General features: G+C 68.0%; 19 protein-coding genes. 6 read left to right on the top strand and 13 right to left on the bottom strand.

Going from position 1 to position 19,915, the window contains the following annotated elements; translation table 11 throughout:
• Positions 1-40 precede the first annotated feature (40 nt).
• Positions 41-1,141 (top strand): branched-chain amino acid aminotransferase, encoded by a 1,101-nt coding sequence (locus OG225_RS03390; protein ID WP_405180362.1) that lies wholly within the window; start codon positions 41-43, stop codon positions 1,139-1,141.
• Between the two features lie 52 nt (positions 1,142-1,193).
• Here the strand turns inward: OG225_RS03390 and OG225_RS03395 are convergent, their stop codons facing one another.
• The 5 genes from OG225_RS03395 to OG225_RS03415 form a co-directional block, all read right to left on the bottom strand.
• Entirely contained in the window at positions 1,194-1,907 is a 714-nt protein-coding gene (locus OG225_RS03395) for an MBL fold metallo-hydrolase (protein WP_216910047.1), read from the bottom strand.
• A gap of 290 nt (positions 1,908-2,197) precedes the next feature.
• The gene (locus OG225_RS03400) at positions 2,198-2,947 is read right to left on the bottom strand and encodes an adenosylcobinamide-GDP ribazoletransferase (protein ID WP_405180363.1); all 750 of its coding nucleotides are present in this window, start codon (positions 2,945-2,947) and stop codon (positions 2,198-2,200) included.
• Between the two features lie 115 nt (positions 2,948-3,062).
• Entirely contained in the window at positions 3,063-4,256 is a 1,194-nt protein-coding gene (gene cobT / locus OG225_RS03405) for a nicotinate-nucleotide--dimethylbenzimidazole phosphoribosyltransferase (RefSeq protein WP_405180364.1), read from the bottom strand.
• A 134-nt stretch (positions 4,257-4,390) separates the two neighbouring features.
• Entirely contained in the window at positions 4,391-4,951 is a 561-nt protein-coding gene (locus OG225_RS03410; RefSeq protein ID WP_405180365.1) for a bifunctional adenosylcobinamide kinase/adenosylcobinamide-phosphate guanylyltransferase, read from the bottom strand.
• A gap of 165 nt (positions 4,952-5,116) precedes the next feature.
• A complete protein-coding gene (locus OG225_RS03415; RefSeq protein ID WP_405180366.1) occupies positions 5,117-6,115 on the bottom strand; it encodes a helix-turn-helix domain-containing protein in 999 nt (332 codons plus the stop codon).
• Between the two features lie 86 nt (positions 6,116-6,201).
• Between OG225_RS03415 and OG225_RS03420 the strand changes: the two genes are divergently transcribed.
• On the top strand, positions 6,202-6,363 hold the full coding sequence (locus OG225_RS03420; RefSeq protein WP_405180367.1) for a hypothetical protein: 162 nt from the start codon (positions 6,202-6,204) through the stop codon (positions 6,361-6,363).
• A gap of 91 nt (positions 6,364-6,454) precedes the next feature.
• Here the strand turns inward: OG225_RS03420 and OG225_RS03425 are convergent, their stop codons facing one another.
• On the bottom strand, positions 6,455-7,126 hold the full coding sequence (locus OG225_RS03425; protein ID WP_109526306.1) for a DUF3043 domain-containing protein: 672 nt from the start codon (positions 7,124-7,126) through the stop codon (positions 6,455-6,457).
• Positions 7,127-7,349: 223 nt separating this feature from the next.
• Here OG225_RS03425 and OG225_RS03430 point away from each other — a divergent pair, with 223 nt between their 5' ends.
• Both OG225_RS03430 and OG225_RS03435 read left to right on the top strand, forming a co-directional pair.
• Positions 7,350-7,700 carry an iron-sulfur cluster assembly accessory protein gene (locus OG225_RS03430; RefSeq protein WP_109526305.1) on the top strand — a complete coding sequence of 117 codons (351 nt, stop codon included), beginning with the start codon at positions 7,350-7,352 and terminating at the stop codon, positions 7,698-7,700.
• 83 nt (positions 7,701-7,783) lie between these two features.
• The gene (locus OG225_RS03435; RefSeq protein ID WP_405180368.1) at positions 7,784-8,752 is read left to right on the top strand and encodes a carbohydrate kinase family protein; all 969 of its coding nucleotides are present in this window, start codon (positions 7,784-7,786) and stop codon (positions 8,750-8,752) included.
• Positions 8,753-8,815: 63 nt separating this feature from the next.
• Here OG225_RS03435 and asnB read toward each other — a convergent pair whose 3' ends face one another.
• Positions 8,816-10,759 (bottom strand): asparagine synthase (glutamine-hydrolyzing), encoded by a 1,944-nt coding sequence (gene asnB, locus OG225_RS03440; protein ID WP_405180369.1) that lies wholly within the window; start codon positions 10,757-10,759, stop codon positions 8,816-8,818.
• A 617-nt stretch (positions 10,760-11,376) separates the two neighbouring features.
• Here asnB and OG225_RS03445 point away from each other — a divergent pair.
• Both OG225_RS03445 and OG225_RS03450 read left to right on the top strand, forming a co-directional pair.
• Positions 11,377-12,357 carry a cytochrome c oxidase subunit II gene (locus OG225_RS03445; RefSeq protein WP_405183175.1) on the top strand — a complete coding sequence of 327 codons (981 nt, stop codon included), beginning with the start codon at positions 11,377-11,379 and terminating at the stop codon, positions 12,355-12,357.
• Positions 12,358-12,372: 15 nt separating this feature from the next.
• Positions 12,373-12,789, top strand: a complete 417-nt coding sequence (locus tag OG225_RS03450) for a cytochrome c oxidase subunit 4 (RefSeq protein WP_109526301.1) — start codon at positions 12,373-12,375, stop codon at positions 12,787-12,789.
• Positions 12,790-12,864: 75 nt separating this feature from the next.
• Here the strand turns inward: OG225_RS03450 and OG225_RS03455 are convergent, their stop codons facing one another.
• The 6 genes from OG225_RS03455 to OG225_RS03480 form a co-directional block, all read right to left on the bottom strand.
• Positions 12,865-13,719 (bottom strand): SDR family NAD(P)-dependent oxidoreductase, encoded by an 855-nt coding sequence (locus OG225_RS03455; RefSeq protein WP_405180370.1) that lies wholly within the window; start codon positions 13,717-13,719, stop codon positions 12,865-12,867.
• Positions 13,720-13,859: 140 nt separating this feature from the next.
• On the bottom strand, positions 13,860-15,137 hold the full coding sequence (locus OG225_RS03460) for an FAD-binding oxidoreductase (protein WP_216910020.1): 1,278 nt from the start codon (positions 15,135-15,137) through the stop codon (positions 13,860-13,862).
• Between the two features lie 407 nt (positions 15,138-15,544).
• Positions 15,545-16,936, bottom strand: coding sequence for an ABC1 kinase family protein (locus OG225_RS03465; protein ID WP_405180371.1), 1,392 nt, complete (start codon positions 16,934-16,936; stop codon positions 15,545-15,547).
• Between the two features lie 130 nt (positions 16,937-17,066).
• The gene (locus OG225_RS03470; RefSeq protein ID WP_405180372.1) at positions 17,067-17,945 is read right to left on the bottom strand and encodes a hypothetical protein; all 879 of its coding nucleotides are present in this window, start codon (positions 17,943-17,945) and stop codon (positions 17,067-17,069) included.
• Between the two features lie 192 nt (positions 17,946-18,137).
• Positions 18,138-18,908, bottom strand: coding sequence for a sporulation protein (locus OG225_RS03475; protein ID WP_405180373.1), 771 nt, complete (start codon positions 18,906-18,908; stop codon positions 18,138-18,140).
• 130 nt (positions 18,909-19,038) lie between these two features.
• Positions 19,039-19,764, bottom strand: coding sequence for a lysophospholipid acyltransferase family protein (locus tag OG225_RS03480; protein ID WP_405180374.1), 726 nt, complete (start codon positions 19,762-19,764; stop codon positions 19,039-19,041).
• Positions 19,765-19,915: the final 151 nt, after the last annotated feature.

The following is a 19,915-nucleotide window of genomic DNA, read 5'->3' on the forward strand; positions in this document are numbered from 1 at the left end:
CGGTAAACGTCGGGAAAGGGTGGCAGATAAGATCCATTCCATGACCGCTGCTGCACAGTTCACCCGTATCCCTCATCCTGCGCCCACCCCGGCGCAGCGGGTACAGGAGATTCTGGCGGCACCCGGATTCGGCCGGTTCTTCACCGACCACATGGTGTCGATCGATTACACCGAGGGTGAGGGGTGGAGCAACGCGCGGCTGGAGCCGTACGGATCGCTCGCGATGGACCCGTCGACCATGGTCTTCCACTACGGGCAGGCGATCTTCGAGGGACTCAAGGCCTACCGGCAGGCCGACGGCAGCGTCTCCTGTTTCCGGATCGATGCCAACGCCGCGCGTTTCCGGCGGTCCGCCCGGCGGATGGCGATGGCCGAACTGCCCGAGGAACTGTTCATCGAGTCGGTGCGCCAACTGCTGGAGGCCGACGGGAACTGGGTGCCGCAAGCGGGCGGCGAGGACTCGCTGTACCTGCGGCCGTTCATGTTCGCGACCGAGACGGGGCTCGGTGTGAAGCCCGCGGCCTCCTACAAATACCTGCTGCTCGGCTCCCCGGCGGGCGCGTACTTCCCGCGCGGGGTGAAGCCGGTGCGGGTGTGGCTGTCCACCGAATACGTGCGCGCGGCTCCCGGCGGCACCGGCGAGGCGAAGGTGGCCGGTAACTACGCGGCGTCGCTGCTCGCCCAGTCGCAGGCTTCCGAAAAGGGCTGCGACCAGGTGGTCTGGCTCGACGCCGTCGAACGCCGCTATGTCGAGGAGATGGGCACCAACAATCTGTTCTTCGTCTTCGGCTCGGGTTCGGAAGCCCGTCTGGTGACCCCGGAACTGTCCGGATCGCTGCTGCCCGGTATCACCCGCGATTCGCTGCTCACGCTGGCCGCCGACTCGGGCTACCCGGTGGAGGAGCGCAAGGTGTCGGTGGAGGAGTGGCGCAAGGGCGCCGAATCCGGCGACATCTCCGAGGTGTTCGCCTGCGGCACCGCGGCGGTCATCACCCCGGTCGGCTGGGTCCGCTCCGCCGAGGGGGAGTTCACCATCGGCGGCGGCGAACCCGGTGAAGTGACGATGGCGCTGCGCGACACGCTCACGGGTATCCAGCGCGGCACCTTCGAAGATATCCACGGGTGGATGCGCGGAATGTGAGATCGGCCGGGCTGTTCGGCCCGGCCGTCCTGGGTGTCGTTCCCCGGCTCGCTCAGCCGGGCATGAGCATCTGCCACTGCTCCAGGGTCTGCGGTCGCATGACGTAGTTGTTGTCCTTGATGCTGGACAGGGTGGCGCTGGGTTCCTGGGAGTACCAGTGGCCGGGGTAGACGACCGGGTCACCGTCGAGGGCGGCCAGGTGGCGCAGGCTGCGGAACATCTCGTCGGAGTCGCCGCCGGGGAAATCGGTGCGCCCACAGCCGTCGACGAACAGCGTGTCGCCCGCGATGAGCCGGTTGTCGAACAGGAAGCACTGACTGCCGGGAGTGTGACCGGGGGTATGTAGTAACTCGATGTCGAAGGCGCCGACCGAGACCTTGTCACCGTGTTCGTGGCCGGTGAGCTCGCTGGGCGCGATCCCGGTGACATTGGCGACCCAGTCCAGTTCGTGGGCGTTCACGTGGACCGGCACGCTGACGGTTTCGAGGAGTTCGCGCACACCGCCCAGGGTGAAACCCATCATGGTCCCGCCGACGTGGTCGGGGTGGTGGTGGGTGGCCAGCACACCGGTCAGCCGCATACCGTCGCTCTCGGCGATCCCGGCCAGGTCGGAGGCCGCGTAGGCGGGGTCGATGACGACGGCTTCGCCGGTCTCCCGATCGCCGATCAGGTACGCGAAATTTCGCATCTGCGTCGCGATGGGGTCGCCGACTGCGTAGTCACGGCCGGACAGCAGCTGTCGGAAGTAGATGCGCTCGGAAGACATGCCGCTCACCTTATGTCCTGACCCAGACGGTTGGCATCTCGGTGCCGCAAACATTCCGTTGCCCGGTGCGCACGCGTCGCCGTCGCGCGGGGTGTGCGGCGAATTCGCTTGAGTCGAGCGCGAATACGGATCTCCGGTTCTGGCCGGGAGTACCGGTGGGTACCGACGGCGCGGTGACGAAGGCAACCGTCGCTCTGAACGGTCATAACCAGCGGTACGGGCCGTCGACGCGCCGACGGATGTGACAGGAGAGGGCGCGGATGCCGGAGGGAACGCTGTGGCGTTCGTCGCTAGAGCGCGAGGGAGAACCCGATCGCGGATATTGCGACCGAGATCTCCACCACCGCGCCGAGAACATCACCGGAAAGCCCGCCGAAACGCCGCGCGGTGTGCCGGACGAGTACCGTCGCCGCCCCGATGGCGACGAGGACGACCAGCGGACCGAGCCACGGACGCTCGGGCACCGCGAAGATCGCGGCGGCGACCGCGGCGGTCGTCCACACTGCCCCGGTGACCGGAGATTGCGTGTCCGCCACCAGCGCGCCGAAGCCGGTGCCGGGGGCGGCGGGCGCACCGCGTCGGCAGGCGAGCACGACGAGCGTGCGCCCGACCGCGACCGCGAGCGCGACGGCGTACCACCGTTCGTGGTCCGCGAGCGCCGCGAACGAGACCGCCTGGAGGCCGACGACGAAGACGATCGCGGCGACGCCGAACGGCCCGGCCGCACCGCCCTTCATGATCTCCCGCGCCCGCTCCGGCGGACCGTAACTGCCGAGTCCGTCCACGGTGTCGGCCAGCCCGTCCATGTGCATGCCGCGGGTCGCCGCCGCGAGTGCGACGACGACGAGCAGGCCCGCGAGCAGCGTGCTCGCGCCGACCGAGATGAACAGCCACAGCAGCCCGGCCGCCCCGGCGCCGAGCAGCGCGCCGACGACCGGGGCCAGCGCGATCGCGCGTCCGGCGACGTTCCGATCGACGTCGTCGGGGCCGCGCACCGGCAGCACCGTCAGCCAGGACACGGCGAGCCGCAACCCGTTCATATCGGCGCGCGCTCGCTGTCGATCCGGATCTTGCCGCCGTGACCCTCCACGATCTTCTTGCACACGGCCGGCCCGATGCCCGTTTCGGTCGCGTCACGCCCTTCGGGGCAGCCACTCATTTCGTCAGATTCGGCCGCGCCGCCTCGGTCTCGGGGCCGTCACCGGACGTATCGATGCCGACCTCGGCACTGCCACCGGATGTGCCAACGCCCGCCTTGGCTTCAGGGGTGTCGGATGTGTTGGTGCCCGCCTCGGCTTCGGCACTGTCATCGGACGTGCTCACCCCCGCCTCGGCGAAAGTCGACATCTCGGCGAGGGTGGCGACGGCCGCGCGCAGGATCGGCAGTGCGGTGAGAGCGCCGGAACCTTCGCCGAGGCGCATGCCGAGGTCGATCAGCGGTTCCAGACGCAGGCGGCCGAGTGCGAGGGCGTGGGCCGGTTCGGTGGAACGGTGGCCCGCGAGCCACCAGTCGCGCGCGCCCGCGGCGAGATCCTCGGCGACCAGCGCGGCGGCGGTCACGACGACACCGTCGAGGATGACGGGCGTGCGCCTGCTCGCGGCGTGCGCCAGGAATCCCGCCATGGCGGCGATATCCGCGCCGCCGGCCACGCGCAGCAGTTCGACCGGATCCTTGGCGACGGGCCGCGCGCGGCGCATGGCGTCACGGATCGCGGCGACCTTGCGCGACCAGCCCGCGTCGTCGATGCCGGTGCCGCGGCCCACCGCGCGGACCGGTTCGGTATCGGTGAGCGTGGCGATGAGCACGGTGGCCGGGGTGGTGTTGCCGATACCCATATCGCCCGCGACGAGCAGATCCGCGCCCGCGTCGATCTCCTCGTCGGCGATGGCCCGGCCGACGGCGAGCGCCGCGTCGATCTCGTCGAGGGTGAGCGCGTCCTCCCGATCGATGGATCCGCTGGACCGGCGCACCTTGTGCGCGCCGACGACCTCGTCGGTTTCGGCGTCGACGGCGATATCGACCACGCGCACCGTCGCGCCCGCCACCGCGGCCAGGGCGTTCACGGCGGCGCCGCCCGCGCGGAAGTTGGCGACCATCTGCGCGGTCACCTCGCTCGGATAGGCGGACACACCGTGGCGCGCGATCCCGTGGTCTCCGGCGAAGACCACCACCCGCGCGCGCCGGAACTGTTCCGGCGGGCACACGCCCTGGCAGGCCGCGACCCAGTTGCCGAGGTCCTCCAACCGCCCGAGCGCCCCGGCGGGCTTGGTCAACTGCTGCTGCCGTCGCGCCGCCGCCGCACGAATCTCCGGGTCGGGGGGTGTGACCGGTCCGAATCCGTCTATCACTGTCGAGCCTCTCGGTCGGGGCGTCTGTGCCGCGCGTGGTTCCGCCGACCAATCTTGCCCGGCCGGTTCTCGCGCGGTGACAGCGCCCGACTCGTTCGCACTGCTCACCACGTGCGCCGACGGCGAGCGGTCGCCTATTTCAGGCGCAGCGGCAGACCCGCGACGACGAGGAACGCTTCGTCGCACGCGGCGGCCAGCCGTTGATTGAGCGCGCCGATCTCGTCGCGGAACAGTCGCCCGGAACGCGTCGCCGGGATGACGCCCATGCCGACCTCGGGGCTCACGATCACCAGGTGCCCCGGATACGCGGCCACCGCCGCGACCAGTTCATCCGCGTCCGGTCCTACGGTGCCGCGTGGGGCGTCCCAGGCCGCGCGCGCATCGATGCGGGCGGTGAGCCAGGTGCCGATATCGTCGATGAGCGTCGCACCGGTCGACGGATCGGCGAGAACACCTGCCGGGTCGATACTTTCGATGACGGACCAATCCGACGGACGCCGTTGCCGATGGACGGCGATGCGCTCGGCGAAATCGAGATCGGCGGGGTCGGGAACCGAGGTCGCCACGTAACGCACCGGCTCGTCCGCCCCGGCCAGGTTTTCGGCGTACGCGGATTTCCCCGACCTGGCTCCGCCGAGCACGAGCGTGCGCGGTGGGCGGACGGGGTCGGCGCTCGGCGGTGGCACGGTCGGCAATCTATCAACCACGTGGTCGTCGGCCCCGCGTGGAACCATCTCGGCACGTGTCGAAGTCGGCCGGAACGAATGTGCCCGGATCCGCCGGGCGGTTCGCCGTTGCCGACGGTGCCCGAGCCCGGGACGTGGGAACGCCGAGGCGACGCGATCAGCGGCGGAGCGCGTTCACCCGATCGGGGCCGGGTCCGATCGCTGCCCTTCCGAGGACGAACCGAAGCGTCGGCGGTACTCGGTGGGCGCTATTCCGACCAGTCGCTGGAAGTGGTGACGCAGCAGCGCGCCCGAACCGAAACCCGCGCGTCCGGCGATCTGCTCCAGTCCGAGATCGGATTCCTCCAGCAGCTGCTTCGCGTAGAGAACGCGCTGGTTGGTGAGCCATTTCACCGGTGTCGTCCCGGTTTCGGCGGCGAAGCGGCGGGCGAAGGTCCTGGTGGACATCGTCGAGCGGGCGGCCAGATCCTCGACGGTGTGCTGGAGTTCGAGGTGCTCGTTCATCCACTGGAGGGTCTCGCCGAGACTTTCCGAACTGCACGCGGCGACGGGGCGTTCGATGAACTGGCGCTGACCGCCGTCACGCTGGGGCGGCACCACCATGCGGCGGGCGATGGCGTTGGCGGCATTGCTGCCGATCTCCCTGCGCACCAGGTGCAGACAGGCGTCGATCCCCGCGGCGGTGCCCGCGCTGGTGATCAGATTGCCCTCGTCGACGAACAGCACGTCGGGATCGATGGTCGCCTCGGGGAAGCGGGCGGCGAGTTGGTCGACGTATTTCCAGTGCGTGGTGCATTTGCGCCCGTCCAGCAGACCGGCCGCGCCCGCCATGAACGCGCCGGAACAGACGGTGAGCACGATCGCGCCCGCGTCGTAGGCGGCGCGGACCGCGTCGATGATCGGCTGGTTCTCGGGGTTGTCCAGGCCCGAGACGTGGAACGCCGCGATGGCGACGAGGTCGGCGTCGAGCAGTGCGTCGAGCCCGTGATCCGGGGTGACCGTGACGCCGGGGGTGGTGGAGCGCAACGGCTTCCCGGGTTCGGCGCCGCAGACCCTGAAGTCGAATCCCGGCAGCCCGTCCATGGTGCGGTCGAGGCCGAAGACCTCGCAGACGACGCCGAATTCGAACATGGCGAGTGGTTCGGACAGCGCGACGGCCACCTTGGAGAGCATGGGCTCAGCGTACCTGGCCGAATATTTGCGGACAACGGCAGAACAGCCACTTTCGGCGGAAAATCTATGGACGCAAAATTACTGCCATGATTACTTTTCTCCTCACCATGGCGATCATCGTGGCCTTCGGCGTATTCCTGGTCCGTGGCCGCACCCCGGCGGGTTCCCGCGATGTCATCGATCGCGACGCCCAGCGTGTGCGCGCCGAACTGGACGTCATCCTCGGCCGTGCCTCTCAGCACCACTGACCCCGGACCAGGTCCGGATATGCCACGGGCCTCTCCGTGGCCGCATCCGAAGGGGTGCGGTGACGGAGAGGCCCGTATGCGTCTGTCGAGGTCAGACGGCGTCGCCGGGGCTCACTCGGGGTTTGGGCGCGCGCATCTTGCGGATCTGGGACGCGCGGACGAAGGCGTACCAACCGAGTTTGAACCCGGTGTCTGCGGTGTCGGGGAAGCGCTCGCGAACCCGGTTGTTGACGATCCGGCCGAGCACGAAGCCTTCGATCATCATGAACAGCATCATGACGAGCATGCCGAGGGTCAGGATCGATTGCAGGCGCGGCGCGGCGAACATCGACAGCAGCAGCACGACGGCCATCGGCATGAACAGCCCGACGAGATTGCGTCGACCGTCGACCACGTCGCGCACGTGGGCCCGGACCGGACCCTTGTCGCGCGGCAGCAGGAATTTGTCCTCGCCCGCGAGCATCCGGTTACGGCGATCCTGGGCCGCGAGCCGCCGCTCGGCCGAGGCCGATTTGCGGTCTTCCCTGGTGCCGCGGGTCGCCTTGCGGCGTGCCCTCGCCTCCTTGGAGGTGAGGGGCGCGGGCGCGACGGGGCCGCGCCGCTTACCTTGCGCGTCACGACGTTTCGGTGTGGGGCGGCCCTTTCCGAGGGTCGCGGTGGTGGAACTTCGAGTGGTACCGGCGGTCTCGCTACCGTTCGCGTCCGCCGTGGTGTCGGCGGTCGCGTCGGTGCTGCTGGACTCGCCGCGACGGAACAATTTCACACCGACCAGGCTATTCGATGCTCCACGCGGCAGGAAATGCGGTCCGCCGAGGGGGTGTGGGGCATGTCTCCGGCGGGTGTAGGAGAGGCCGGGCACAATGGAGGTTGTGCTCACGCCGGGGTGCGGTGGTGGCAAGATAGGGAATAGCAGCCCGCTGAGTGGCGTTGGACCACCAAGCCGTGCGCTGTTCACGGGTTGACGACAGCTGTCCTTAGGAGAGTTCATGACTGTGCAGAACGAGACGACCACCCACGGCGCGACTCTGACCGAAGCCGCCGCCCTCAAGGCGAAGGCGCTCCTGGATCAGGAAGGCCGCGACGATCTGGCGCTGCGTATCGCGGTACAGCCCGGCGGTTGCGCGGGCCTGCGCTACCAGCTCTTCTTCGACGACCGCTCGCTCGACGGAGACCTGGTCGTCGATTTCTCCGGCGTCAAGCTGGCCGTCGATCGGATGAGCGCCCCCTACATCCAGGGCGCGTCGATCGACTTCGTCGACACCATCGAGAAGCAGGGCTTCACGATCGACAACCCCAACGCCACGGGTTCGTGCGCGTGCGGAGACTCCTTCAACTGACTTCTGGTTGATACGGTGAGGGCAGGGACATTTCTCGTCCCCGTCCTCACTTTCTGTTGCCTACCGTTGAAGGGCTCAGCCTCGTGTCAATCGCCGTGTCCGCGTCCATCGCGACCGACCATCTCATGCGTTTCCCCGGACGGTTCGCCGACGTACTCCTGGCCGATCAGCTCGACCATGTGTCGCTGAGCTTCCTGGTCGATGATCTCCAGATTCGCCGCGGTGGCGTGGCGGGAAACATCGCCTACGCCATGGGCATCCTCAATCGCGCGCCGTTGCTCGTCGGGGCGGTCGGCGCCGATTTCGGCGAATATCGCGCCTGGCTGGAGAAGCACGGTGTCGACTGCTCGACAGTGCTCACCTCCGACCGCGCCCACACCGCGCGGTTCGTGTGCACCACCGACGACGACATGGCCCAGATCGCGTCGTTCTATCCGGGCGCGATGAGCGAGGCCCGCGACATCTCCATCATCGAACTCGCCGAATCGAACACCCTCGACCTGGTGCTGGTCGGCGCGAACGATCCCGAGGCGATGCTGCGCCACACCGAGGAATGCCGCGAGGTCGGCATCCCCTTCGTCGCCGATCCGTCCCAGCAGCTCGCCCGCCTCGACGGCGACCAGGCCGTACGGCTGATCGAGGGCGCCACCTACCTGTTCACGAACAAGTACGAGTGGGCGCTGCTGTTGCAGAAGACCGGTCTGAGCGAGGCCGAGGTGGCCGCCAAGGTCGGTATCCGGATCACCACACTCGGCGCCGAAGGCGTGCAGATCGTCGACCGCGACGGCACCGAGGTGCGCGTCGGTGTCGTCCCCGAGCGCGAGAAGATCGAGCCGACCGGCGTCGGCGACGCGTTCCGCGCCGGATTCCTGACCGGCCACACCGCCGGTCTGAGCCTGGAGCGTTCGGCCCAGCTCGGATCCCTGATCGCGGTGCTGGTGCTGGAGACGATGGGCACCCAGGAATGGTCGCTGAACAAGGACGACGCGCTCGAGCGGCTGACCGAGGCGTACGGCGCGGACGCGGCCGCGGAGATCAAGCCGCTGCTCTGACACCGAGCGGAGACTGATGCCCCCGGACTCGCGCGTCCGGGGGCATTCGGTGTATTCGAGGGTTTACAAGGAGACCGGGTAGGTCGGCTCCTGGATCTCCGGCTTGATCCGGTCCTCGACGAAGATGCCGTGCCACACCATGAACACCAGCAGCGTCCACAGCCTGCGACTGTGATCGGAGCGTCCGGCGCGGTGATCGTCGAGCATGGTCTTGATCGCGGCCTTGTCGAGCAGGTGATCGGTCTGCGAATCGGCGATCTGGGCCTGGGCCCAGTCGAACAGTTCGGTGCCGCGCAGCCAGTGCCGCAGCGGCACGGGGAATCCCAGTTTGGCGCGATGCAGCACATGCGACGGGACGATGCCCTCGAGTGCCTGGCGCAGCGCGTACTTGGTGGTCTCCTTGGTGATCTTCTGGTCGTAGGGCAGGCCCTCGGCGACCTTCAGCACTTCCGAATCCAGGAACGGCACCCGCAGTTCCAGCGAATTGGCCATCGTCATCTTGTCGGCCTTGACCAGGATGTCGCCGCGCAGCCAGGTGAACAGGTCCAGATGCTGCATCCGCGCCACCGGATCCCAGGCGGCCGATTGCGCGTACAGCGGGGCGGTCACGTCCTGATGGGTCCATTCGGGACGGAATTCACGCAGCACCGAACGCAACTGGGCGTCGCTGAAACTGCGGGCGTTGCCGTAGTAGCGCTCCTCCAGGCCGAGCGAGCCGCGGTGCAGCAAACTCTTACCTCGGGTGCCGTCCGGAATCCGCTCCGACAATCGGCCCGCCAGCCGTCGCAGCCCCTTCGGCAGATATTCGAAGGGCTTGAGCGACAGCGGTTCCCGGTAGATCGTGTATCCGCCGAACAGTTCGTCGGCGCCCTCGCCCGAGAGCACCACCTTGACGTGCTTGCGGGCTTCCTTGGCCACGAAATACAAAGGGACCAGCGCCGGATCGGCCACCGGATCGTCGAGGTACCAGACGATTTCGGGAATCGCCGCGGCGAATTCGGCCGGGGAGACCACCTTGACGATGTGGCGGGCGCCGATCGCCTCGGCGCTCTCGGCGGCCACGTCGACCTCCGAATAGCCCTCGCGCTCGAAACCCGTCGTGAAGGTGATGAGCTTCGGGTTGTGCCGCATGGCCAGCGCCGCGATGGCGGTCGAGTCGATGCCGCCGGACAGGAACGATCCGACGGTGACATCGGCGCGCATGTGTTTCGCGACCGAGTCCTCCAACGCCGCGGCGATCTCGCGGTAGCGCGCGGCCTCCGACCCGGCCGCGAAGGAGCGCACCCGGAAATCCGGCCGGAAGTATCGGGTCGACTTCGGCTCGCCGCCTTCGCGCACGGTCGCGTAGGTGCCCGATTCCAGGCGCCTGATCCCCGCGTGCAGCGTTTCCGGCTCCGGCACGTATTGCAGCACCGTGTAGTGCTCCAGTGCCCGCGGATCGAGGGCGTCGGACAGGCCGAGGGCGGGCAGCAGGTCGAGCAGGCTCTTCTTCTCGCTGGCGAAGGCGGTGCCGCCGGGGCCCGTGGCCAGGAACAACGGTTTGATTCCGAACGGATCGCGAGCCAGGAACAGTTCCTCGGTCTCGGTATCCCAGATCGCGAAGGCGAACATGCCGCGCAGGCGTTTCACCGCGTCGGCGCCCCAGTAGTGGTACGCGGCCACGATGGCCTCGGAATCGCCCTCGGTGGCGAACATCGTGCCGTCTGGGAATTCCGCCCCGTGGTCGGCGGCGAGTTCTTCGCGCAGTTCGAGGTAGTTGTAGATCTCCCCGTTGAAGGTCAGCGCGTATCGCTGCGGGTTATCGGCCGGACCCCAGCGCAGCGGCTGGTGCGAATGTTCGATATCGATGATCGAGAGCCGGTTGAAGCCGAAGATCATGTGGTCGTCGTGCCAGGTGCCGCGCTCGTCGGGGCCGCGGTGGCGCATGCAATGCAGGGCGTCGTAGACCTGGTCGACCACATCGGATGTCGCCGCATCAGCTGTCAGGAATCCGAGCAGTCCGCACACGGTGTCGGCAACCTCGTTTCTCCGGTCGGGACGCCTCAGTCGAGGCGTCCGAAGTATCTTGCGGGGGACGGTGCGCGGTCTCCGCCCTCAGACCTGCGTGCCCGGTGGGGCCGGGCCGGAAACGGGCGGAGCGCAGCGGCCGAAAACTCGTGTCCGAGTATGCCGCACGCACCGGATCCGCGCGTCACGGCAGTCCCGCCCGGCACCGGATTTCCTCGGCTGTGATGACAGGCTCGCCGCCCGTCGCGGCACGCGATCACGGTGCTGTCCACCGGTATCCAGGGCTTTTGCCGGACCTGCCCGGCCCGGTCCCGGCGGGCGGAGTGTCGAAGACGACCCGACGACGAACTGTGCGCCGGTTTGGTCTACGCTGCGTAGTACTCAGGTCATTCTCAGCTGGCGTGTGCACCACGTCGTGCCGGTGGCGGACGGCCTGAAACGTGCTTGGAACGTGTCGCCGGGGAGATCGCACCCTCGGCGGCGCATATGTCGGAATGTGTGGCGACCAGGAAGGCGTGAGCGTGGCGCACAAGGCGAGCGAAGAGATCGGGGCACGACCCGCCAGGGGCCGAGTCCTCCGGCGGGCCGGGCTGGCGGTATCCCTCGGGATCACCGCGATGCTCGTCTCGGGCTGCTCGATCGACAATGTCTGGCTGCGGTTCGGCTGGCCTTCCGGCATCACGCCGCAGGGCACCCGGATGCGGGAGCTGTGGACCTGGTCCATCCTCGCCGCCTTGGTGATGGGCGTCCTGGTGTGGGGTCTGACCTTCTGGACCATCATCTTCCACCGCAAGAAGAAGGACTCGCCGGAGTTCCCGCGCCAGACCGGCTACAACGTGCCGCTGGAGCTGACCTACACGGCGATTCCGTTCGTCATCATCGCGGTGCTGTTCTACTTCACCGTCGTCGTGCAGAACTACGTGCACGAGAAGGTGCCGGATCCGGACGTCACCATCGACGTGACCGCCTTCCAGTGGAACTGGAAGTTCGGCTACCGCGATATCGACTTCAAGGACGGCTACAAGTTCGACGGTATCGACTCCGTCCGCGAGGATGCCGCCAAGGAGCAGCTCGAGGAATACGAGCACCTCACCAAGGACGGCCACCCGCAGCCGGGTCCGCTGCACGGCAAGCCCGCCAACGACATCCTCTCGTTCCTGCACTACGACAAGATCGAGACCGTCGGCTCGTCGAGCGAGATCCCGGTCCTGGTGCTGCCGACCGGCAAGGTCATCGAGTTCCAGCTCGCCGCCGCGGACGTCATCCACGCCTTCTGGGTGCCGGAATTCCTGTTCAAGCGCGACGTGATGCCGAACCCGAAGGAAAACCATTCCGACAACGTCTTCCAGATCACCGAGATCGAGAAGGAAGGCGCGTTCGTCGGCCGCTGCGCGGAGATGTGCGGTACCTACCACTCGATGATGAACTTCGAGGTCCGCGCGGTGTCGCCGGAGAACTTCACCAAGTACCTCGACGCGCGCAAGGCGGGCAAGACCAACGCCCAGGCGCTCGAGTCCATCGGTGAGTCCCCGGTCGCCACCTCGACCCGTCCGTTCAACACCGATCGCACGACCAAGACCGCGGTCGAAGCCAAGTAAGGGACTGATTCCGATATGAAGATCGAAGCGCGGATTTTCGAGCTGCTCACGGTGTTCTTCGTGATCACCGGCATCATCTACGGATTCTTCACCGGTAGGTCGCGCACCGGCGTCGAGTGGGCGGGCACCACCGCGATCGTGCTGACCGCGGGTCTGTCGCTGATCATCGGCACCTACTTCCGGTTCGTCGCCCGTCGTCTCGACCTGCGTCCCGAGGATTACGAGGATGCCGAGATCGTGGACGGCGCCGGTGACCTCGGCTTCTTCTCGCCGGGTAGCCCCTGGCCGATCCTGCTCGCGGGCGCGGGCTCGATCACCGCGCTGGGCCTGGCGTTCTTCCAGTTCTGGTTGATCGGCATCGGCGTGGTCTGCGTGCTGGCCGCGGCGGGCGGACTGGTCTTCGAGTACTACCTCGGCCCGGAGAAGCACTGAACTCGTACCGCGAGACAACGAAGCGCCCCGCTCACCGGCGGGGCGCTTTTCGTTGTGCGCCAGCCTGTCGCGAGATCACCTGCTGAAGGTGTCGATGAGACGCTGGGTGGAACGCGGGGCCGCGTCCGCGAGGCCGCGCAACGCTCGGGTCAGCCGGGGCTGGCGGCTCCGCGGGGTGTCGTAGCGCTCGCGGATGGTGTTCTCGATGGTTCGGGCCGACTCGGCGGCGGTGACCGCGAAATCGGCGGTGTCGTCCTCGGTGTCGGTGCCCGTCACCGGGTAGCGCACCGCGCTCACCTGGATACCGTGCGGCGCCAGCTCGGCGTCGGCGCACTGACCGAAGGTGGTCCACGCCGCCACGGAGCTGGCGTAGGACGCGAAATACGGGGTGGCGGCGGCATTCGGGTGCAACGGCCCGACATTGATGACATGGCCCGACCCGGATTGCAGCATCGCGGGTAGCAGGCCGAGGGTCAGGCGCAGCGGGCCGAAGTAGTTGGCGGCCATGGTGCGCTGGTAGTCGCGGAAGCGATCCAGCGATTGCGTGACGGGGCGGCGCTGCGGGCGGGTCGCGTTGTTGACGAGGACGTCGACGGCGCCGAATTCACCGCGCACCCAGTCCACCAGCTGGTCGATATCGCCGAGCGCGGACAGGTCGCACCGGTGCCAGCGCGCGAGCCCGCCGGTCGCGGTGATCTCCTCGCAGACGCCGACCAGTTGATCGGAGCGTCGCGCCACGAGCACCAGTCGCGCGCCGCGCATGGCGAGCCTGGTCGCGGTGGCGCGGCCGACATCGGAACAGGCGTCGGTGACCAGGACGCAGAGTCCGCCGAGGGAATCGGCGGGGCAGCGCGGAGCGCGATCGGGACGCAGACCGCCGGGGCGGAGACGATCGGTGAATCGGACGGGCGCGGGGCGGATTTCGAGCATCGGAACAGCAACCTTCACAGTCGATGAACGCTGATCACACGCTTCGGCACCCCGTCGACGGTGTCGAAGCCACGACCCGCCGACCGGCGGCAGAGCCCGGAGGGGAGCTACCGCCCAGCGACTTCACGGTGCGGCACAGTCTAATCGGCCGAGTCGTACCGCAGGGCGTGTTCGGAGACGCAGATGTCGTCGATCGCGGAAACGATGTCGCGCAACAGTTCCGACGGCAGTGCCGAGGGCCGGAGTCGACAGGTGAAGGTGATCAGACCGTGGTCCTCGGTGGGCAGGTTGCGCCCCTCGGCCTCGGCCCGCAGATACGCCGAGCGCACGCCGTAGGTCATCGCGGAGATGACCGTGAAGCAGCCGGTGCGCTCACGGTGCCCCGAGAACAGATCGTGCAGGCGGTAGAAGACCGAGCTGTAACTCGACAGGGGCGCGAAGATGCCCACCCGGTAGGCGGGACCGCGTTCGGAGGAGCTGATCACCGTGTCGGCCAGGTATTCGGCGTCACGCAGTGTCAGCACCTTGGGCGCGAACATCAGCGCGCCCGCCGCCGCGTTGCGCACCGGCATGCCCGCGCGTCCGCCCGCGGCCGAGGCGATCGCGCCCAGCGATTTCCTGGTCCTCGTGCCGACCTCGCGCCTGGCGCGCAGCGAGCGCGTCGGGGTGGTGGGGTAGAGGCTCGACCACTGGCCGAAGCGGACCGTGCCGAGTTGCACGTGTCCGGTGCCGACCGGCCGGGACACCTTCAGCGGCGCGGTGTCGACCCAGCGGCCGACCTGCAACGCCGCGTTGGCGGGCCGCAGGATCTCGGCGTGCGCGTGTTCGACGAAGGAATCGAAATCCAGGAACCGGTCGGCGTCGGTGGTGAGCCAGGTGTGGTCCTTGTCGATATCGATCGCGTCGAGGGTCAGCGCCGTGATGATGCCCGCGCGTCCGCCCGCGCCGAGGATCCGGTGGAACCGCTCGGTGTGGTGGTTGCGCCCGCAGGTGCCGATCCGCCCGTCGGGGTCGACGTATTCCAGATCGACGATCTGGTCGGCGAACAGGCCGAACCGGTGCGAGGCGCTGCTGACGCCGCCGACCGAGGCGAAACCGCCCGCGGTGATGTCGCGGTGGTCGCCGACGATCGGCAGGCCGAGGCCGTGCGCGCCGAGGCGTCGATCGATATCGGAGAGTTTGGCGCCCGCCTGAACCCGAACGGTCCGTTTGCCCAGGTTGATGTCGAGCACCGAATTCATCCGGCGCAGCGACACCACGGCCCGGTGATCGGGCAGTGCGAGGCCGTCGTCGAGCAGCTCGCCGCCGCTCACCGTCAGCCGAGCCACGCGCCCCCGTGAATCCCGCACAGTGCGAACGACATCCGCGGTGTCACGAGGTAGAAATTCTTCGGCGGAGACAGAGTGCGGCGTGCTCATGGCACGAAAGCTAACCACAGCCGGGCCCTCGATGTGCACCCGAATCAAGGGGGGCTTGCGAGACTCCGCGCACACCCGCTCCGACCTGCGGTGATGGAGGCCCTTCCGGCGGCTATGGCCGGTTTCCGCGAACCGGTTCGGGATCGGACGGTCGGCGAGCGCCGAACCCGTCTGCCGCCGGTGTCGGACCGACGGCCTCGCCGTCGGTGGCGGCGGACTCGGCGTACGAACTTTCGAGCAGACCGAACGGTCGGCTCAACGGCGGTCGGCTACCTTTCGGCGATACGGGGGCGCGCTGTCCGATCATCCGACACCGGTGCTACCGGACGGTCTGTACACGCGGTCGGTGAAGGGTTGCCGGTCGGTGGCCGAGAACGTCGGACTCCGTCCGATCCGCACCTCGCGTCTCAGCCGGGACGGACGTCCGCCAGGGTCGCCACGACCTCGGGGAACCATCGCTCGTACTCGCGGCGCAGCGGGATCGCGGCCCGCAACTGGCCGAGCACGCCGAGTCCGGCGACGGCGGTGCGCGCGACCGTGGTGTGCTCGGACGGCATAGTCAGTTGGCGCAGCACATTGGTGACGCTGAGATCGGTGACCGCCGCCATCTGCCTGCGCATCCACCGCGAATCCAGTTCGAGGGTCGGCGCGAGGACGGCATCGCGAAGCGGGGCGATCCTCGCGACGACGGTGTCCATGTCGAGCGGCCGTCCCGGCGCGACATAGCCGTTGCGGCGGATGGCCGCCTCCAGTTCGTCCGGGGCGCACCGCAGCATGGCCGGGGCGAAATCCTTGACCATGTCCAGGTATCCGGGCGGCCAGGGCGCGCAGGCACCGAAATCGACCACGCCGAGCCGCCCGTCGGGCATGACGCGGAAATTCCCCGGGTGCGGGTCGCCGTAGAGGAGTCCGGCGCGGGTGGGTCCGGAGAACAGGAACCGCAGGATGAGCAGGCCGACGCGGTCACGTTCGAAGGGCGTGCCGCGCGCGATGAGCCGCGACAGCGACGTGCCGTCGAGCCATTCGGTGACCAGGACGTCGGGGTATTGCGCGATGACGCGCGGCACCACGAAATCGGGGTCGTCGGCATAGGCTTCGGCGAATCTGCTCTGGTGCGCCGCCTCGAGTTCGTAGTCGAGTTCTTCGCTGATGTAGGCGCACAACCGCTCGATGACCGCGCGCGAGTCCGCGCCGGGCAGCAGCGCGTTGAACAGCGGCGCCATTCGCCGCAATGCCGTCAGGTCGTTGCCGATGGCCTGGCGCGCACCGGGATACATCACCTTGACCGCGACGGCCCCGCCGTCGTGCCAGATCGCGCGGTGCACCTGACCGACCGAGGCGGCGGCGGGACGGCGGTCGTCGAAATCGAGGAACATGCTCCGCCATCGCGGACCCATCTGGTCGGCGAGTACGGCGTGCACGGTGGCGGGCAGCATCGACGGGGCCGAATCCTGCAGTCGCGCGAGGGCTTCCCGGTAGGGGCCTGCCACATCGGCGGGCAGGGCGAATTCGTAGATCGCGAGCATCTGGCCGAGTTTGGCGACGCAGCCCTTCATCTCACCGAGTACCGCGAAGACGTGCTGCGCGGTGCGCTCGCGGATATCCCGGTCGACCTCGGCCGCCGATCGGCCGATCGCGCGACGGCCCGCACCCGCGACCCGCCTGCCCGCGTAGGCGACCGGCAGCGCGGCCAGTTTCGCGCTGCGTACGGCCGCGCCGGTCGGCGGAACGTCGGACTGTCCGGCCGGCGTCCGCCGGGACAGCTGGAAAAGTCGACCACCGGGATCGCGGCGGACCATGCACACCTCACCTCACACGCGCGTACCGAACGCCTCGGACGGGAACAACTCAGCCGCACGACAACTCAGCTGTACCCCCGATCGCTATCGTGCCCGAACAACGCTGCCGACGCGGCGGATTCGGGTTCGCTCACGAGGACAACCGGTCCAACGTCGCGAGGAAGCGCTCCTCGGGATAGATACAGAGCTGATCGGCTTCGTGGCGGATGGAGGCCGCGAGGTCGATAGCGCCGTGATGCCACCAATACACGTCCTGGCTGACCGGCCACGGCCGCTTGGTGTATTCGAGGACGGCGAGCTGGGCCAGCAGCGTGGTCGCCCGGATCACCTGGACGTCGGTCACCGGGTAGGCGTAGATATGGCGTTGGGAGGGGATGACGAAAACCGTTCCCGCCGTTCCCGCCACCGGATAGTCGTCGCCGAGCCAGCGGGCGTGCGCGGTGGTGTAGTCCGAGATGCCGCACAGCATCGTGAGTTCGATACGGGCTTGGCGCGGGCTGTCGAAATCGTGGGTGACCACGTCGAGCGGACCGTCGGCGCGGGTGTTGTATTCGGCCAGTTCGAACAGTCCCGCCGCGTCGATCGGCCAGTTCGCGAGCATCGGGTAGGTGACCGGAGCCATGGTGTGCACCTGGTCGATGAGTACTCGCTGCACCAGGCCCGGCGCCACCGGCCGGTGCACGACCTCGGGCGCGGTCGCCTCCGCGGAGTAGAGCCGGGTACGGATGAGATGGCGCATCATCGCGAAATCGCTGGTATCGAGCGGATCGTGGTCGGCGGTGACCTGGATCAGGCTGGTGCTCAGATAATCCGCGACAAGGGCGGGCCACTGTTCGCGGGGTTCGTCGTCGGCCATTCGCCGCAGATTCGTCAGACCGACCAGCACGTTGCCGCCGGGCCCGGAAAGGATCACGTCGTCGGCGGCGGCCGCGGTCCGGCAGGAATATCCCAGCTGGTGCGCGGCCGCGACGGTCAGCGACATGAGCAGATCGGGCGATGACTCGGACACAACGGCCCCCTCGCTCGTATTGCGGAACATCGGGTTTCGCGCTGCCGCGCCGACGCTCCGCGAATGACCCCGGGAAGTCGTACACAGTGATTGTGCACCGCGGACGCGGATCGTGTCCGGGGTTGGCCAGGATCGGGCCCGGGCGCGGAGCCGGACGGCCCCCGGTGGGGAGCGAGGACCGCCCCGGAACGATCAGCGCCGCGAGATCATACCGGCCAGTCGGTGATGTAATTCGCCTGCCCAATCCCGGTGTCCCAGTGCGGCGTAGTCGACCCACAGCGCGTCGAAGACATCGCTGCCCTCGGAATACCAGGTACCGCGCTTATCCGCCTCCAGCACCACGCTCATGCCGTGGTCGGCGGCGATGAAGGTGAGCTCGAGCTGGTTCAACTGCGGATAGTTGTGCGAGCCGCCGAATTCGATCTCCTGGTAGAACGGCAACTGCTGCGCGGAATTCCTGATCCGGCCCGCCTCCACGTCGGCGCTGCGCAGCGGAAATCCCAAGCGTTCCACCGCCTCCAGCAGCACATGCTGCGCGGGCAGCGCTCCCACGCCGATGGGGTCGGTGTCGGCGGCGTCGACCGCGCCCTGGATCTCGACGACGGTGCGCAGCGCGACCTGGGTGCCGGGCAGATGGCGTCCGTTGTAGAAGGTGATGGGAGTTTCCATCGGCGCTCTGGCCCCGAACCGGAATTCCAGCGGCGCGCCGACCGGCAGGTGCAGCGGTCCGTGCACCGCCGTCCACCCGAAGCCGGTGTCACGAAGACCCTCGTGATCCTCGTACTCCTGCTCCACCCTGGTCACGAATTCGACGGCGATCCGCGAGATGTCCTGCGCGACATTGCCGCCGCGCAACCGGATGACACCCTCGACGATGCCGCCCGGCTGCACACCGTGGGTGAACAGTTCGGTCTCGACTTCCGCGCCGCCGACCCCCGCGGCAGCCAACAATTTCTTGAACATGTCCGGAAGTCTTACCGTCGCACCATAAGAGCGCCTTGTCGTTCGCTTGGGGGTGTGAGCAACCTCATCGGGGCCGGGAACGAGAAAAGCCCCGAGCGCGGCTCGGGGCTTTCTCGGCAGACGGATTCGCTCAGCCCGCCTTCGATTCGGGAATGCGGGTCGCCTCGGGGCTGCTACCCGAGGGCACGCCCTTCTTGAGGCTGTGGGCGTACACGTCCACGTATTCCTGCCCGCCGAGCTGCATCAGGTCGTACATCACCTCGTCGGTGACGGCGCGTTCGACGAAGCGGTTGCCGCCCATGCCCTCGTACCGGGAGAAGTCGATCGGGGTGCCGAATTTGACGGTCACCTTCTGACGACGCCAGCGGAACGGGCCGGGAGGCGAGACGCCGTCGGTGCCGATGACGGCGACCGGGATGACGGGAACGCCGGTCTCGAGCGCGAGCCGGGCCATGCCGGTCTTGCCCTTGTAGAGGCGGCCGTCGGGGGAGCGGGTGCCCTCCGGATAGAGACCGACGAGCCGCCCTTCGTCGAGCAGTTTGCGCGCGGCGCTGAGCGCGTCTTCTGCGGCGCTGGCGCCGGTGCGGTCGATCGGATACTGACCGGAGGTGGTGAAGAACCACTTCTGCAAGCGGCCCTTGAATCCCGGGGTGTTGAAATATTCGGCCTTGGCCAGGTAATTGATCCGGCGGGGGCTCATCAGTGGCGCGAACAGCCAGTCGGCGAAGGAGAGGTGGTTACCCGCCATGATGGCGGGCCCGTCGGTGGGGACATTTTCCAGGCCTTGGACCGTCGGCCGGTTGTAGAGATGCATCAACGGTCCCAGCAGCACGTACTTCAGCAGCCAGTAGAACATGACGTCCTTCCCCCGGGACCGGGATAGAAGTGGGCAACCTGCGTAGTTGCCGACTTTACCGCTGGTCGGAGATCACATCCAATCGCAGCGAGGTATGTCACCACATTGGCGTGATCCATTCCGCAATCCCATGGCATCAGTCCCCTTGACA

It is taken from the genome of Nocardia sp. NBC_01377 (assembly GCF_045040005.1).
GTDB classification, from domain to species: domain Bacteria; phylum Actinomycetota; class Actinomycetes; order Mycobacteriales; family Mycobacteriaceae; genus Nocardia; species Nocardia noduli.

Excerpts from the sequence above, each read along its gene's own strand:
- OG225_RS03445 (WP_405183175.1), top strand. The coding sequence starts at position 11,377 with ATGCTCGTCTCGGGCTGCTCGATCGACAATGTCTGGCTGCGGTTCGGC.
- OG225_RS03450 (WP_109526301.1), top strand. The coding sequence starts at position 12,373 with ATGAAGATCGAAGCGCGGATTTTCGAGCTGCTCACGGTGTTCTTCGTG.
- OG225_RS03420 (WP_405180367.1), top strand. The coding sequence starts at position 6,202 with ATGATTACTTTTCTCCTCACCATGGCGATCATCGTGGCCTTCGGCGTA.
- OG225_RS03480 (WP_405180374.1), bottom strand. The coding sequence starts at position 19,764 with ATGTTCTACTGGCTGCTGAAGTACGTGCTGCTGGGACCGTTGATGCAT.
- OG225_RS03460 (WP_216910020.1), bottom strand. The coding sequence starts at position 15,137 with ATGAGCACGCCGCACTCTGTCTCCGCCGAAGAATTTCTACCTCGTGAC.
- OG225_RS03395 (WP_216910047.1), bottom strand. The coding sequence starts at position 1,907 with ATGTCTTCCGAGCGCATCTACTTCCGACAGCTGCTGTCCGGCCGTGAC.
- OG225_RS03390 (WP_405180362.1), top strand. The coding sequence starts at position 41 with ATGACCGCTGCTGCACAGTTCACCCGTATCCCTCATCCTGCGCCCACC.
- OG225_RS03415 (WP_405180366.1), bottom strand. The coding sequence starts at position 6,115 with ATGCTCTCCAAGGTGGCCGTCGCGCTGTCCGAACCACTCGCCATGTTC.
- OG225_RS03465 (WP_405180371.1), bottom strand. The coding sequence starts at position 16,936 with ATGGTCCGCCGCGATCCCGGTGGTCGACTTTTCCAGCTGTCCCGGCGG.
- OG225_RS03475 (WP_405180373.1), bottom strand. The coding sequence starts at position 18,908 with ATGTTCAAGAAATTGTTGGCTGCCGCGGGGGTCGGCGGCGCGGAAGTC.
- OG225_RS03430 (WP_109526305.1), top strand. The coding sequence starts at position 7,350 with ATGACTGTGCAGAACGAGACGACCACCCACGGCGCGACTCTGACCGAA.
- OG225_RS03455 (WP_405180370.1), bottom strand. The coding sequence starts at position 13,719 with ATGCTCGAAATCCGCCCCGCGCCCGTCCGATTCACCGATCGTCTCCGC.
- OG225_RS03400 (WP_405180363.1), bottom strand. The coding sequence starts at position 2,947 with ATGAACGGGTTGCGGCTCGCCGTGTCCTGGCTGACGGTGCTGCCGGTG.